Here is a 14,820-nt window from a genome sequence, read left to right as displayed (position 1 = left end):
CCCCGGCGGGGAATATCGCCTTTCTTAAGCCAGGCTAAAGTCGTTATTAACTAAACGGTTTTTCTAATGCTGGCTATCCTTTGACTATCCCATGACTGTTCTTACACCGTCATCGTTTTTATTCGCAACCTGTCGTGAAAACGGATTTATCGCGATGATAACCACACGAGGTTTTTCCAATGAAACTGAAGCCTGTTATCAGGAGTCTGGCGCTCGCCGGTCTGCTGACCACCATTACCGTTCCCGTTTTCGCTCAGGCCGGGCCCCAGGAGGCGACCGAAGCCACAAAGCAGGCCAACAACGCGCTTTACAACAAACTACCGTTTTCTGATAACACCGACTTTACCAACGCCCATAAAGGGTTTATCGCCGCTATTCCCCAGGAAGTGATTAAAGGCGAAAAAGGCAATGTGGTCTGGGATCCGCAAAAATACGCCTTTATTAAAGAAAACGAAAAAGCGCCGGATAGCGTCAACCCCAGCCTGTGGCGCCAGTCGCAGCTGATTAATATCAGCGGCCTGTTTGAAGTGACCGACGGCGTTTATCAGATTCGTAACCTCGACCTGTCGAATATGACCATTATCGAGGGGGAAAAAGGCATCACCGTGGTCGATCCACTGGTTTCCGCGGAAACCGCAAAGGTCGGTATGGATCTCTACTATAAAAACCGCGGTAAAAAACCGGTGGTGGCGGTGATTTACACCCACAGCCACGTGGATCACTACGGCGGGGTGCGCGGCGTGATCGATGAAGCCGATGTGAAATCCGGCAAGGTGAAAGTCTATGCCCCGGCAGGCTTTATGGAAGAAGCGGTCTCTGAAAACATGATGGCCGGTAACGTGATGAGCCGCCGCGCCAGCTACATGTATGGCAACCTGCTTAAGCCAGACGCCAAAGGCCAGGTCGGCGCCGGTCTGGGCACCACCACCTCTGCCGGTACCGTAACCCTGATAGCGCCGACTAATTACATCACCAGAACCGGTCAGGAAGAGAAGATAGACGGCCTGACCTACGACTTTATGATGGCGCCCGGCTCGGAAGCACCGTCTGAAATGCTGTGGTACATCAAAGAGAAGAAAATGATCGAAGCCGCAGAAGATGTAACCCATACCCTGCATAACACCTATTCGCTGCGCGGCGCCAAAATCCGCGATCCGCTGGCGTGGTCGAAATACATTAACGACGCCATCGATCGCTGGGGCGGCGAAGCTGAAATCATTATGGCCCAACACCACTGGCCGACCTGGGGCAACGATAACGTCGTTAAACTGATGAAAAACCAGCGAGACATGTACCGTTATATCAACGACCAGACGCTGCGTATGGCCAACAAAGGTCTGACCCGCGACGAAATCGCCAGTAACTTCAAACTGCCGCCGACGCTGGAGAAAGCCTGGTCCAGCCGCGGATACTATGGTTCCGTAAGCCACGACGTTAAAGCGACCTACGTGCTCTATCTGGGCTGGTTCGACGGCAACCCGGCCACCCTGGACGAACTGCCACCGGAACAGGCTGCGAAAAAGTTCGTTGAGTATATGGGCGGCGCTGACAATATCCTCACCAAAGCGAAACAGGATTACGCTCAGGGCAACTACCGCTGGGTGGCGCAGGTGGTCAGCAAGGTGGTCTTTGCCGACCCGTCAAACCAGGCGGCGCGTAATCTGGAAGCGGATGCGCTGGAACAGTTAGGCTATCAGGCAGAATCTGGCCCGTGGCGTAATTTCTACCTGACCGGCGCTCAGGAGCTGCGCAACGGGGTACAGAAACTGCCGACCCCGAATACCGCCAGCCCGGATACCGTACGCGCCATGACGCCGGAGATGTTCTTCGACTATCTGGCGGTACATCTTAACGGGCAGAAAGCGGCTGGCGCAAAATCGGTACTGAACATCGACCTGGGTAACGATGGCGGTAAATATAAGCTGGAGCTGGAAAATGGCGTGCTGAACCATACCGCCAACGCCCAGGATAAGAATGCGGATGCCACCATTACGCTTTCCCGTGACACCCTGAACAAGATTATCCTTAAGCAAGAAACCATTAAGCAGGCCCGCGATAACGGCGATATGAAGATTGACGGCGATGCGGCGAAGCTGGATGAGCTGCTGAGTTATATGGACAAATTTGAATTCTGGTTCAATATCGTTACGCCATAATGGCGTTTATTCCGGGTGACTGAACCCCATTTTTAGAAATAGCCGGAGCTCAATACTCCGGCTTTTTTAGCTTCAGCCACTGGCGGCCCGACCAGTTGATAGTTCAGATAATCCTCATGCGCACGATTGAAATAGTTAATTATATTTAATGTATTTTGTTGGTAAACTTTCAATCAGGTGGAGCGGGATGGCTAAAAAAAACGTGTCAATAAAGGCAATAAATGACGGCATACTAAATAAAAGAACAATAAAAATATGCAACATTATCAACAGATTACCATCAAGTATAACCATCGAACCAGCAAGGGAATTCGTCGACTTTCTCAAAGGCATGGAAGTGCTCTACAACGAATATGTCAGCAACGGAATCATTAGCCAGAAAAACAAATCATTCTTATATAATGAGGGACTATTAAACCCGGAGAGCAAACTATTCCTGGCCAGATATCAGAAAGAGGTCGTCGGTACCATTAGCATCATTAAGCATCACACCCTACCCTGCATGAAACTATTTAACGATGAAATCAACTCTCCGGCGTTTCACGGACGTTCCTGTGTAGAAGTTGGCACGCTATCGGTAAAAAAATCGGCTATCTCGGACGGTATCGTTTTCAAACTCTATATGAAGGTGCTGATCTACGCCATTTTCATTGAGAAGGTCGACGACGTTTTTATTCAGGTTAAGGAAAAAACCGCCGACTTTTACGTGAATAATTTTCTGTTCGAAAGGGCCAGCGAAGCCAAAACGCATCCGGACTACCAGGACATACAGACCACGCTACTACGGGCGGATGTGAAGAAGGTCAGACGTAAAATCTACGAACAGAAATCTTACGGCCCGCTGGGATGGATCCGCGTACTGTGCGAGCTGGGTCTGCTTTGCGAATATAAATCCGTCAACGATGTACGCTTTATGAAGGACAGATACGTCATCTGCGATAAGGATGCGCGGGTTTACAGCTACCTGTGTGGTATGGAGAGCAGTGCCCCTGTGGCGATGCGAAACTGATGGAATAGCGTGCTCTTTTGCGAATACGGGGAACACTCCCGGGCGCACTGTTATTTATCTTCATTCACCGGTTTATCCCCGCTGACGCGGGGAACACGTCTCCGGCCACGGTCACGCGCTGTGAAACGCCGGTTTATCCCCGCTGACGCGGGGAACACCTGCTGCTCAATTGCCGCTCTTGCAGCCTCTGCGGTTTATCCCCGCTGACGCGGGGAACACTCATCTACCGCCCGGACACAATAATCGGGTTGCGGTTTATCCCCGCTGACGCGGGGAACACGTCCAGCAATGCAATATTCAGAAATAACCATGCCGGTTTATCCCCGCTGACGCGGGGAACACGGCCAGCATATGAGACAGGCTGTTAAACATGCCGGTTTATCCCCGCTGACGCGGGGAACACGACATCTTCTGGCGGGTAAATCAGCGGCTCGCCGGTTTATCCCCGCTGACGCGGGGAACACACTAATTATAAGCATTGATGGGGTTTTATGTTCGGTTTATCCCCGCTGACGCGGGGAACACAGCCACAGAGCGGTGAAAATGTCTTTCCAGTCCGGTTTATCCCCGCTGACGCGGGGAACACACCCCGTATCCGTCAGCTGGCCTCCCAGTATGCGGTTTATCCCCGCTGACGCGGGGAACACATAAACCAACCTGTTTACCGCTATCTGAAACTCGGTTTATCCCCGCTGACGCGGGGAACACATTCCCTCCAGGCTGACAGCCTCTTTCGTTTCCGGTTTATCCCCGCTGACGCGGGGAACACCTTCTCCTCCATATCGATGTACGCCTTACGCGCGGTTTATCCCCGCTGACGCGGGGAACACCCGTTGTTATCTGTCTCTACGTTACGCGAAAACGGTTTATCCCCGCTGACGCGGGGAACACCTGGTATCCAGCACGATGCTGACCGTGATGCCCGGTTTATCCCCGCTGACGCGGGGAACACCCTAAGCTTATCTATATGTTTTTAAAGTGTTTTTATACAGAATAAAATCCACCAGCAGTTTCAGCATAAATCATTGCCAGTAGAAAATATAATGCATTGATTATTAAAGATAAAAAATATGTACTACGGATGCGTTCCGAATCCACCACCAGGTGGCGGCTTCTCAGGCTGAAGGACAAAAGAATTGAAGAGAAAATAATAACCCTGAATTGGGTGGGGGCCCTGCCAGCGACATCCCGGCACACACGTCACCTGCTGCGGCTGCTTCCTTCCGGACCTGACCGAGTTCACAAGTTAGTGTTGCGGGAGAACCAACAGAGCCCCCATTGAGGACTTGCGGAGCCAGCTCCACAAGCGCCGGGGCATTATCGCCATACGATGATGCAATTGCAAGCCGCCCCTGCCCGGATGCCTGATTCTTGCACAACCTGCTCTTCACACTCCTCCGCTGGCTGTTTATTCTGATGGCCCACAACAGGAGCAAGGCAATGGAAGAGATTCAGGATACTTTCGCCAGAAGGGTCTATCAGATTGTCGCCGCCATTCCCGAAGGCTGCGTCACCACCTACGGCGAGGTGGCACAACTGGCCGGTTCGCCACGCGCGGCGCGCCAGGTGGGCGGCGTACTCAAAAGGCTGCCGGAGGGAAGCCGTCTTCCCTGGCATAGAGTCGTGAACCGCCACGGCGTAATTTCGCTGACCGGCCCCGATCTCCAGCGTCAGCGTCAGGCCTTGCTGGCTGAAGGCGTGCAGGTTTCCGGGCAGGGTGAAATCGATCTCCAGCGCTACCGCTGGCGCTATTAAGTCTTTTCTATCCCTGCTGGCATGGGGAACACGCCGGTAACGTGCTGAATCATCCCCATTATATCGGTTTATCTCCGCTGGCGCGGAGAACACCAAGGGCCACTCAGCAATCAGAGCGTCGTTCTCGGTTTATCCCCGCTGGCGCGGGGAACACTGCTCTTCCAGCTCACGCAAGCGGCGGATAATCGGTTTATCCCCGCTAGCGCGGGGAACACAGGTCAGACCATGCCAGGGTTATTTCCCCTGACGGTTTATCCCCGCTAGCGCGGGGAACACGCTGTTGAGTACATCAACGCCGCTCGCCATCACGGTTTATCCCCGCTAGCGCGGGGAACACCTGATGTGAGGGTCAACCTGGCTTGCGATACGCGGTTTATCCCCGCTAGCGCGGGGAACACTTATGGGGGTAGCAATGGATTTAGAAGATGTTCGGTTTATCCCCGCTAGCGCGGGGAACACATGCTAACCAAATGAACGATCGAGAACTATCACGGTTTATCCCCGCTAGCGCGGGGAACACCGAGCCAGCCTGACCAGATCCGGATGGACCCCCGGTTTATCCCCGCTAGCGCGGGGAACACTCCAGACATATCCATCTGTTTTTAAAAAGTTTTTCATAGCAGATAAAATCCACCACCGTTTGCAGCATAAATCATGGCGACAAAGAATTATAACCCTTTGATTATTAAAAACTCATTATCTCACTACCCAGACTATCCGCCATTCACCGATCATATATCATAAAAAAAGGCGCCAGACAGGCGCCTTAGCAGAACGAAAACCGACAATTCAGTACAGGGTCGGCGTAGCAGCGGAACCCTGCTGCTGTGAGCCCGACAGCATGCTGCTCTGATTCACGGCGCTGGGGCCTGATTTCACCGGAACCGCCGTATGCTGTACCGGAACCAGGGTCACGTCCGCTTTGGTCACGCCGTTGTTCACCACTGGCTGGATGGTATCGGTAATAAACATCAGCTTATCATCAACCGTAATGGCCGCACTTAACAGAATGCGGGCGTTCGGTTTCACGTCCGAGGGGTTAAACGGCAGGATAAAGGTAAACGGCGCCTGCTTCCCTTCGGTTCGTACCGCTCTCTGGGTCAGCACCTTCGAAGGCGCATCTGCCAGCGAAGCGTCAGATAACGTCACGGTCAGCACCGCATTCGGCGGCAACACCACGTTCTGTTTCAACCAGACAGAGCCAGAGACATTAGGCAGACGCAGATCGTTCTGCGTAGTGGTTCCGGCTATCGTTGCACCCTGAGTCGTCGGCGCGGCAACCTGTTCAGACCCTTCCTGTGCGCAGCCAGCCAGAGCCACGGCAATCGCCAAACCACTTAACATATGCACCAGTTTCATTGATTTCTCCTTATTATCAATGCATACCAAACCGGGTGATCTACACCAGATATGCCTCTAAGTGTGGCACATCATGCCAGATTTTTCCTCTTAAAGGACGGGGAATCAGACAATTGAACTTATCAGCCCCTGCCGGGTTGTGCGGTATACTGAGAAGCATTGAGACTGACCAGATAAGAGGAAAGAAGATGAGCCAGGCGCTTGATAGTTTGCTGACGCTGCTACGACTGGAGAAGATCGAAGAGGGACTGTTTCGCGGCCAGAGCGAAGACCTTGGGCTAAAGCGCGTCTTCGGCGGCCAGGTCGTGGGCCAGGCGCTTTCCGCCGCTAAACAGACGGTGCCGGAAGCCCGACTGGCACACTCTTTTCACAGCTACTTCCTTCGCCCCGGCGATACCCAGAAACCCATCGTTTACGATGTGGAAGTACTACGCGACGGCAACAGCTTCAGCGCCCGTCGGGTCGCCGCTATCCAGAACGGCAAACCCATTTTCTATATGACCGTCTCCTTCCAGGCGCCGGAGCCGGGCTTTGAGCACCAGAAAACAATGCCGGACGCCCCGCCGCCCGAATCGCTGAAATCGGAAAGCGATATCGCCCGCTCGCTGGCTCACCTGCTACCTGAAAAGGCCCGCAATAAGTTTCTGGGCGAGAAACCGCTGGAGATACGCCCGGTCACCTTCCATAACCCGCTCAAAGGGCACGTCGACGGCCCCAAACGCCAGGTGTGGCTGCGAGCCAATGGCGCGGTGCCTGACTGCCTGAGCGTACACCAGTATCTGCTGGGCTACGCGTCCGACTTTAACTTTCTGCCGGTTTCGCTTCAGCCCCATGGGGTCGGGTTCCTGGAGCCCGGCATGCAGGTGGCGACCATCGATCACTCCATGTGGTTCCACCGCCCGTTCGATATCAGCGACTGGCTGCTTTACGATGTAGAGAGCACTTCCGCTTCCAGCGCCCGCGGCTTTGTGCGCGGAGAATTTTATAACCGGGACGGCCAGCTGGTCGCTTCATCGGTACAGGAAGGCGTTATTCGTCGCCACGGCGAATAACGCAAAAAGCCCGAACGAGATTCGGGCTTCAGGTTGATGACAAAGAGGGAAAAAGCGTGGTTTTTCCCTCTTTAATGTTTATCAGCCGAAACTCAATAAATTGATTTTCCTTGTTTATTTTTCAGCGATTCTGACCGACCGCGTTTGACCCAGGTTTATCAACAGTCTCAAGCCCGAACGAGGCTCGGGCTTTTAATGCACGGAGCCATAACTCAGTTGTTGTAGGCGTTCTCGCCATGGCTGTTGACGTCCAGTCCTTCGCGCTCCTGCTCTTCCGGCACCCGCAGTCCGACCGCGATATCCGCCAGTTTATAGCCGATAAAGGCCACCACTCCTGACCAGACCACGGTAATGGCGATGCTTTCCAGCTGAATCAGTACCTGATGTCCCATCGTCACGCCATCGGCAAAACCGGTACCGCCCAACGAAGTGGCGGTGAAGATGCCAGTCAGCACGCAGCCGATAATGCCGCACACGCCGTGGACGCCAAAGACATCGCAGGGATCGTCCACCCGCAGCCAGCGTTTCAACGCCGTTACGCCCCATAGCCCGGCCAGACCGGCAACAAGGCCGATAATCAGCGCACCGCCAACACCCACGGTACCGCAAGCCGGGGTAATGCCCACCAGCCCGGCGATGGCGCCAGAGCAAGCGCCAAGCAGCGACGGTTTGCCGCGCAGCGCCCACTCGCCGAAGATCCAGCCCAGAATCGCCGCTGCCGTGGCCACCACGGTATTCACAAAAGCCAGCGCGGCAATCTCATTCGCTGCGCTGGCGGAACCGGCGTTAAAGCCGAACCAGCCGATATAGAGAACCGCAGTGCCCATAAAGACCATCGGCAAATTATGGGGCTTAAAGGCCTCTTTGCCGTAACCCACGCGCTTGCCCAGCAGCCAGGCCCCAACCAGACCGGCAACCGCGGCGTTAATATGCACCACAGTGCCGCCCGCGAAGTCCAGCGCCCCATGAGTACCCAACAATCCACCACCCCACACCATATGGGCGATGGGTATATAGGAAAGCGTCAGCCACACCACCACAAAAATCAGTACCGCCGAAAAACGAATGCGTTCCGCCAGGGCGCCAACAATTAACGCCACGGTAATACAGGCGAAAGAGCCCTGGAAAGCCACGTGAATATACTGATAGAAGGAGCCGGTCAGGGCCGTCAGCTCAATCCCCTTCAGCATAATCTGGTCAAGATTGCCGAAAAAGGCGCCCCCTTCCCCAAAGGCCAGCGTGTAGCCATAAAGTACCCACAGTACGCAAACCATAGCGAAACTGACGCTTACCTGAGTCAGCATCGAAAGGACATTTCGCCCGCGCAGCAGCCCGCCGTAAAACAGCGCCAGTCCCGGTATCGTCATAAACAGCACCAGCGCGGTGCAAATCATCATAAAGGCGTTATCCGCCTTATCGGCTACGGCAGGCGCCGCCATCGCCAGACCCGGCGCCAGAGCCAGCGTGCAGCAGCCGATTTTTGAGGTCAGTTTTTTCATCTTAATTATCCCCATTCAAGGCCAGTCATAGTGCCGCTTCATCGGCTTCGCCGGTACGAATACGAATCACCCGCTGCAGCTCGGCGACGAAAATCTTGCCGTCGCCGATCTTGCCGGTCCAGGCGGCGTTTTTAATGACGTCCACCACTTCATCCACCTGATCGTCGGCAATGGCGATATCTATTTTGACCTTAGGCAGGAAGTTGACGCTGTACTCCGCGCCACGATACAGCTCCGCATGGCCCTTCTGGCGCCCGAAGCCCTTCACTTCCGTCACCGTCAGCCCCTGAATGCCGATAGAGGAGAGCGCCTCGCGCACCTCTTCCAGCTTAAATGGCTTAATGACCACCGTAACCAACTTCATAATTCCCCTCCGTCCGGGTAAAAGCCGCATACAAGGGGATAAAGCAAGGGACATGCCAAAACGCGTTATTCAACGCCAACGGCCCCCGGGTGGGGATTCAGATAGGGGGGAATGCATGACCGACATGCAGACTGAAAGACCACTGGAGGATATTGACGCACTATTATGGTGCGCAAAAACGGGGAACGGGGCGCCGGGTTAAGCGCGCGCCCCGGAATGGTGCATCAGGCAATCAGCGTCTCTTCGCGCCCGGCAGCCTGTAGTTCATCGCCCACCAGCTGCAGCTGATACATTTGCCAGTATCGGCCTCTGGCTTCCAGTAGCGCCTCGTGGGTACCGCGCTCTACCGCCCGACCGCGATGCAGCACCATGATGGTATCTGCCTCCACGATGGTGGAAAGACGATGAGCGATAACCACCAGGGTGGTATGCTCGCGCACCACCGCCAGCGCCCGCTGAATGGCCTGTTCAGTACCGGAGTCAATGCTGGCGGTAGCTTCATCAAGAATCAGTATCTCCGGCGGCGCCACCAGCACCCGGGCCAGAGCCAGCAGTTGCTTCTGGCCCACCGACAGGTTATTCCCCTGTTCGCCCAGCCGGGTCTGGATCCCGTCGCGCATACTGCGAGCCAAGGCATCCAGCTGCACCGTCTCCAGCGCCTGCCAGACCCGCTGTTCGCTGATATCACGTCCCAGAGTGACGTTAGCGAAGAACGTATCCGCCAGCACCACCGGGTCCTGCTGCACCATCGCTACGCCATGGCGCAATACTTCATGACTCAGGCTTTCCAGGCTACGACCATCCAGCAAAATCTCGCCGTGAGTCAGGGGGTAGTAGCCCATCAGCAAGTTAGCCAGCGTGCTTTTGCCGCTGCCGGTGTGCCCGACCAGCGCCACAAAGCCGCGCGACGGCACTTCCAGATCGATGTTCTTCAGTACCCACTGCTGGTCGCGGTAGGCAAAAGAGAGGCCGTGAATGGCGATACTGCCGCCTGCCAGCGGCCGGGTATCGTCGCCATAGCGCTGGCGTGGGCGATCCATCAGTTCGAAAACCCGCTCCCCGGCCACCACCGCCTGCTGTAGCATCGACTGTTGAGTGGTCAGCTCAATCAGGGGTTCATTAAGGCGTCCGAGGTAGCTGATAAAGGCGTACAGCACCCCGACTTCGATAGTGCCCTGCGGACTGAAGCCGAACAGGATCAGCAGGCCGCACAGGATCAGCGCGGAAAACAGGCTCAGCAGCGGACGCAGCAAAAAGCCGTCAAGCCGCAGGGTTTGCATTCGTGCCTGGTAGTGATTCCGGCTGGCGCGCCCCATTCGCTCGCCGAAGCGCGCCTGCTGGCGAAACTGCTGAATCACGCCCATGCCGTTAATCACTTCATTAAATCCATCGTTAATATCCGCCAGCCAGCTGCGTACCCGGCGCACGATGGGGGTGCTGTAACGCTGATAAATCAGCATCACCACCAGCACCGCCGGGAAGATGGCTATCGCCACCAGCGCCATACGCCAGTCCAGGCTGAACATCGCCACCAGCATGGCGCCTATCAGCGCTGCGCTACGCAGCACCGTCGCCACGACGGTAACGTAGAGATCGCGAATCACTTCAGTATCGTTGGTCACCCGGGAGATCAACTCCCCCACCGGCTGGGTATCGAAGGCGCTAATCGGCTGACGTAGCGCCGCATCCATCACGTCGGTGCGCAACTGTTGCACCACGCCCACCGCAGCGCGGTTAAACAGCAGCGCCTGGGCGTAGTGCAGTGACGCTGCCAGAATCTGCAGAAAGAGATAGAGCGCGGCCAGCCCCGCCACCAGTTTCACCGGCAACCGATGCTGGGCTACCATATTATCAATAAAATAGCTGATAAGCGCCGGACCGCTGACTTCCGCCGCTGCCGCGATCCACAGCATCGCCACCGCTATCATCAGGGGTCGACGCCAGGGTGAACCATAAGCCAGTAGTCGCTTCAGGGTCGGCCACAATTGACGCAGATTACGCATCCGTCGCCTCCTCGTCGACCGGCACTTCATCCAGTGCGGCCTCCAGTTGCTGATAGCGGTACATATCGCGATACCAGCCAGGCTGTTCCACCAACCGGTCATGGCGACCGCGCTGCGCCACCTGACCACGTTGCAGCACCAGTATCTCGCTGGCCGTCGTCAGGGCCGACAGACGGTGGGCGCTGACAATCAGCGTGCGCTCTTTACCCCACGTTTTCAGGTTCTGGAGGATCTGGTGCTCGGTGCGCCCGTCCACCGCCGACAGCGCATCGTCGAGGATCAGTATTTCAGCATCAAGCAACAGAGCCCGGGCAATAGCGATACGCTGCTTCTGACCGCCGGAGAGCATCACCCCGCGCTCCCCCACTTCGGTGTCATAGCCATTGGTAAGACGCAGGATATCGTCATGCACGCAGGCCAGCCGCGCCGCCTCTTCTATCTGCTGCCGGGTGGCGTCCGGGCGGCCCAGAGCAATATTAGCCGCCACCGTATCGGAAAACAGGAAAGGCCCCTGGTTCACCACCGCCAGCCGGGCGCGCCAGTCATCAATGCGCAGTGTGGTTAGCGCCATACCATGGAAACAAATTTCACCAGGATCGGGGTCGAAGTGGCGCTGAATCAGCGCCAGTATGCTGCTCTTACCAGATCCGGTCGGGCCACACAGCCCCAGCATCTGGCCGGGAGTCAGAGTGAATGCGATATTGGTTAGCGTCGGCGCAGCCGTTTCGGGATAGTGGAACGACTTCACATCCATCTGAAGCGTTCCCCGCCCGGCGGGTAGCGGCTGGTCGCCGTCGACAATCGCTGGCGCTTCTGCCAGCAGCGTCCGAATGCGGCTGTATGCGGCGCTGCCGCGTTCAACGATGTTAAACATCCACGCCAGCGCCAGCATCGGCCAAATCATCAGACCAAGATACATGGTGAAACTGGTCAGTTGCCCCAGGGTCAGCGTTCCCTGAATCACCATCCAGCTGCCACCAGCTACCGCCAGCAAATTGGCCATTCCGATGGCGATATAAATAGTGGGATCGAAGCGGGCGTCGATACGAGCCACCCGTAGGTTACGCTCGCCGGTATCGCGCGCTTCATCGGCGAACAGCGCAGACTGTCTGTCCTCCAGTCCGAAGGATTTGATCATGCGGATACTGGTCAGGCTCTCCTGAGTGCGATCGTTCAGGACGGAAAAAGCCGCCTGAGCCAGTTTAAAGCGCTGGTGCAGCATATCGCCATAGCGTTTAATCACCACCGCCATGACCGGCATAGGGAGCAGCGCCAGCAGCGTCAATTGCCAGCTGATTTGCGTGCTCATAACAATCAGTACCGCACAACCCATCACCAGCGAATCCACCAGCGTCAGCACCCCTTCCCCGGCGGCGAATACGACCCTGTCCACATCGTTGGTGGCCCGGGCCATCAAATCGCCAGTACGGTGACGCAGGTAAAAGGCGGGATTCTGGCGGCAAAGCTGGCGATAGAACGACTCGCGCAGCTCCACCGCCAGGCGATAAGAAGCGCCAAACAGCAGCACGCGCCAGAAGTAGCGCAGCAGATAGACCATCACCGCAATCAGCGCCATCAGACCAATCCACTTCAGGATTTGCCCGGTAGTGAAATGGCTTTCAGTCACGCCATCCACAATAACCCCCACCAGCCTGGGCGGGATCAGTTGCAGAATGGAGACCAGTATCAGCAGGGATACTGCGCTAAGGTAGCGCCGCCATTCGCGGAGAAAAAACCAGCTTAATTGAGCAAATAATCGCACGCGACAAATTCCTGATCTCGCCGACCCGCGGCTGGGCGCAACAGAACAAAAAAGGGTTACCCGGGTTCAAAGCGGCAACGCAGTGGTATATTTTATCTGTTCCATGGCGAAACTCGAAGTTACATCGCTCAGGCCCGGCACACTGTTTACCAGGCGTTTATAGAAGTCGTCGTAGCGCTTCATGTCCGCCACCTGAACCCGCATCAGATAGTCATACTCCCCTGCCATACGCCAGAAGCCCAGCACCTCCGGCATGGCGTCTACCGCCGCCACAAACTGGTTGTACCACTGACTGCTGTGCTGCTGGGTTTTGATAAGCACAAAGGCCGTTAGCCCCAGCCCCAGCTTTTCGGGATCCAGCATCGCCACCCGGCCCTGAATGATCCCCGACTCTTCCAGCCGCCTAAGGCGTTTCCAGCAGGGCGTTGTGGTCAGATTAACGGCATCTGCCAGCTCCTGCAAAGAGAGCGAACAGTCCTGCTGAAGCAGCGCCAGCAGACTGCGGTCAATTTTATCCATACAGCCGCCATAACAGAGAAATATTTTCTATCATGGTGGGCGTAAGGGGGCCAAATAGCAATCCTTTTTTCCGAACTCCGGAGTAAAGTAGCGCTGCACAAACAGACAAACGGATACCCAGCCATGAACAGACAGTGGGCCACCCGGGCCATTAACGAAATTAACGCCGATTACCAGCGTTCTGCCGATACCCATCTGATTCGGCTGACGCTGCCCGCCTTCCCCGGTATTTATCTTTATCTGAAGGATGAGAGCACCCACCCCACCGGCAGTCTGAAGCACCGCCTGGCGCGTTCACTGTTTCTGTATGGCCTGTGCAACGGCTGGATCCGCGAAGGTATGCCGATTATCGAAGCCTCGTCCGGCTCTACCGCGGTATCCGAAGCTTACTTTGCCCGGCTGCTCGGTCTGCCGTTTATCGCAGTGATGCCCGGCTGTACCGCCCGCCGCAAAATAGAGCAAATCACCTTCTATGGCGGTCGCTGCCACTTTGTGGACAGTCCCTGCGAGATTTACGCCGCTGCTGAAGAGCTTGCCCGGGAGCTGGGCGGCCACTATATGGATCAATTCACCTTCGCCGAACGGGCCACCGACTGGCGCGGCAACAACAATATTGCCGATAGTATTTTCCGCCAGATGGAAAGCGAACCTTTCCCGGTGCCGGACTATATCGTGATGAGCGCTGGTACAGGCGGTACTTCCGCCACCATCGGTCGCTATCTGCGCTGTAAAGGTTACTCCACCCGGCTGGCGGTGGTGGACCCGGATAACTCGGTTTTTCTCGATTACTGGCAACGGCGCTGCCCGTCGCTTTCCAGCACTATCGGTAGCCGGATCGAGGGGATCGGCCGCCCCAGGGTTGAACCGTCTTTTATTCCGGACGCCATCGACGAGATGATGCGGGTTCCCGATGCCGCCAGCGTTGCCGCCATGCAGTGGCTGGAAAGCCAGTTAGGGCGCCGCCCTGGCGCTTCCACCGGTACCAATATGTGGGGGGCGCTACAGCTGGCGGTCAGGATGCGTGACGAAGGGCGTCAGGGCGCCATCGTGACGCTACTGTGTGACAGCGGCGATCGCTACCTGGAAACTTACTACAATCCGCAGTGGGTGGCGGAACACATCGGCGATCCGCAGCCATGGCGGGCGCAAATTGATCAGATGATGAAATTCGCAAATTAGTAAGCCGCCTTTGAAGGCAACAGCTGGCAGGATGGATATGGCGAGCTGTTCCGTTCATTGCCGGGGAACTCCCTCTCCCGTTTCGGGTGTACGGTCCGGGGACATAGTGAACACTTGTTCGGGGACATGGTAGACACTTACAACTAAGGCATAAGAGCCCGTT

The 14,820-nt window shown here is 56.0% G+C and carries 11 protein-coding genes, 1 other RNA gene and 2 CRISPR repeat arrays; of the genes, 5 read left to right on the top strand and 7 right to left on the bottom strand.

Features of this window, described 5'->3' with window-relative positions; all coding sequences use genetic code 11:
- The first annotated feature begins 179 nt into the window (after nt 1-179).
- Entirely contained in the window at nt 180-2,156 is a 1,977-nt protein-coding gene (locus V3W49_RS09370; protein ID WP_500145088.1) for an alkyl/aryl-sulfatase, read from the top strand.
- Between the two features lie 337 nt (nt 2,157-2,493).
- Complete coding sequence (locus tag V3W49_RS09365; protein ID WP_500145087.1) at nt 2,494-3,165, top strand: N-acyl amino acid synthase FeeM domain-containing protein; 672 nt, start codon at nt 2,494-2,496, stop codon at nt 3,163-3,165.
- A 68-nt stretch (nt 3,166-3,233) separates the two neighbouring features.
- Nucleotides 3,234-4,117: direct repeats of the CRISPR family, unit length 29 nt.
- Nucleotides 4,118-4,337: 220 nt separating this feature from the next.
- Here V3W49_RS09365 and ffs read toward each other — a convergent pair.
- An RNA gene (ffs, locus tag V3W49_RS09360) (signal recognition particle sRNA small type) lies at nt 4,338-4,434 on the bottom strand.
- 171 nt (nt 4,435-4,605) lie between these two features.
- Here ffs and V3W49_RS09355 point away from each other — a divergent pair.
- Nucleotides 4,606-4,920, top strand: coding sequence for an MGMT family protein (locus V3W49_RS09355; protein ID WP_500145086.1), 315 nt, complete (start codon nt 4,606-4,608; stop codon nt 4,918-4,920).
- 63 nt (nt 4,921-4,983) lie between these two features.
- Nucleotides 4,984-5,501: a CRISPR direct-repeat array (repeat unit 29 nt; unit sequence CGGTTTATCCCCGCTAGCGCGGGGAACAC).
- A 208-nt stretch (nt 5,502-5,709) separates the two neighbouring features.
- Here the strand turns inward: V3W49_RS09355 and V3W49_RS09350 are convergent.
- Complete coding sequence (locus V3W49_RS09350) at nt 5,710-6,279, bottom strand: YbaY family lipoprotein (protein ID WP_500145085.1); 570 nt, start codon at nt 6,277-6,279, stop codon at nt 5,710-5,712.
- 188 nt (nt 6,280-6,467) lie between these two features.
- On the opposite strand from V3W49_RS09350, the gene tesB reads away from it, so the two are divergent.
- Nucleotides 6,468-7,331, top strand: a complete 864-nt coding sequence (gene tesB, locus V3W49_RS09345) for an acyl-CoA thioesterase II (RefSeq protein WP_500145084.1) — start codon at nt 6,468-6,470, stop codon at nt 7,329-7,331.
- Nucleotides 7,332-7,543: 212 nt separating this feature from the next.
- On the opposite strand, the gene amtB is transcribed toward tesB, so the two are convergent.
- The 5 genes from amtB to V3W49_RS09320 form a co-directional block, all read right to left on the bottom strand.
- Entirely contained in the window at nt 7,544-8,830 is a 1,287-nt protein-coding gene (gene amtB, locus V3W49_RS09340; protein WP_500145083.1) for an ammonium transporter AmtB, read from the bottom strand.
- A gap of 25 nt (nt 8,831-8,855) precedes the next feature.
- On the bottom strand, nt 8,856-9,194 hold the full coding sequence (gene glnK, locus V3W49_RS09335; RefSeq protein WP_500145082.1) for a P-II family nitrogen regulator: 339 nt from the start codon (nt 9,192-9,194) through the stop codon (nt 8,856-8,858).
- Nucleotides 9,195-9,418: 224 nt separating this feature from the next.
- Nucleotides 9,419-11,197: a SmdB family multidrug efflux ABC transporter permease/ATP-binding protein gene (locus V3W49_RS09330; protein WP_500145081.1), complete on the bottom strand. Its 1,779-nt coding sequence runs from the start codon at nt 11,195-11,197 to the stop codon at nt 9,419-9,421.
- Nucleotides 11,190-12,959, bottom strand: a complete 1,770-nt coding sequence (locus V3W49_RS09325; RefSeq protein ID WP_500145080.1) for a SmdA family multidrug ABC transporter permease/ATP-binding protein — start codon at nt 12,957-12,959, stop codon at nt 11,190-11,192. The genes V3W49_RS09330 and V3W49_RS09325 overlap by 8 nt, the downstream gene beginning before the upstream one ends.
- A 66-nt stretch (nt 12,960-13,025) precedes the next feature.
- The gene (locus V3W49_RS09320) at nt 13,026-13,478 is read right to left on the bottom strand and encodes an Lrp/AsnC family transcriptional regulator (RefSeq protein WP_500145079.1); all 453 of its coding nucleotides are present in this window, start codon (nt 13,476-13,478) and stop codon (nt 13,026-13,028) included.
- A gap of 123 nt (nt 13,479-13,601) precedes the next feature.
- Between V3W49_RS09320 and V3W49_RS09315 the strand changes: the two genes are divergently transcribed.
- On the top strand, nt 13,602-14,657 hold the full coding sequence (locus V3W49_RS09315) for a PLP-dependent cysteine synthase family protein (RefSeq protein WP_500145078.1): 1,056 nt from the start codon (nt 13,602-13,604) through the stop codon (nt 14,655-14,657).
- The last annotated feature ends 163 nt before the right edge of the window (nt 14,658-14,820 follow it).

The sequence above is a fragment of the Rosenbergiella sp. YN46 genome (assembly GCF_036620675.1).
Classification (GTDB): domain Bacteria; phylum Pseudomonadota; class Gammaproteobacteria; order Enterobacterales; family Enterobacteriaceae; genus Jejubacter.
The sequence above is the reverse complement of the archived record's forward strand: the minus strand, read 5'-3'. Positions and strand labels throughout refer to the sequence as shown.

Coding starts and splice junctions, on each gene's coding strand:
- V3W49_RS09330 (WP_500145081.1), bottom strand. CDS start 11,197: ATGCGTAATCTGCGTCAATTGTGGCCGACCCTGAAGCGACTACTGGCT.
- V3W49_RS09370 (WP_500145088.1), top strand. CDS start 180: ATGAAACTGAAGCCTGTTATCAGGAGTCTGGCGCTCGCCGGTCTGCTG.
- tesB (WP_500145084.1), top strand. CDS start 6,468: ATGAGCCAGGCGCTTGATAGTTTGCTGACGCTGCTACGACTGGAGAAG.
- V3W49_RS09315 (WP_500145078.1), top strand. CDS start 13,602: ATGAACAGACAGTGGGCCACCCGGGCCATTAACGAAATTAACGCCGAT.
- V3W49_RS09355 (WP_500145086.1), top strand. CDS start 4,606: ATGGAAGAGATTCAGGATACTTTCGCCAGAAGGGTCTATCAGATTGTC.
- V3W49_RS09350 (WP_500145085.1), bottom strand. CDS start 6,279: ATGAAACTGGTGCATATGTTAAGTGGTTTGGCGATTGCCGTGGCTCTG.
- V3W49_RS09320 (WP_500145079.1), bottom strand. CDS start 13,478: ATGGATAAAATTGACCGCAGTCTGCTGGCGCTGCTTCAGCAGGACTGT.
- amtB (WP_500145083.1), bottom strand. CDS start 8,830: ATGAAAAAACTGACCTCAAAAATCGGCTGCTGCACGCTGGCTCTGGCG.
- glnK (WP_500145082.1), bottom strand. CDS start 9,194: ATGAAGTTGGTTACGGTGGTCATTAAGCCATTTAAGCTGGAAGAGGTG.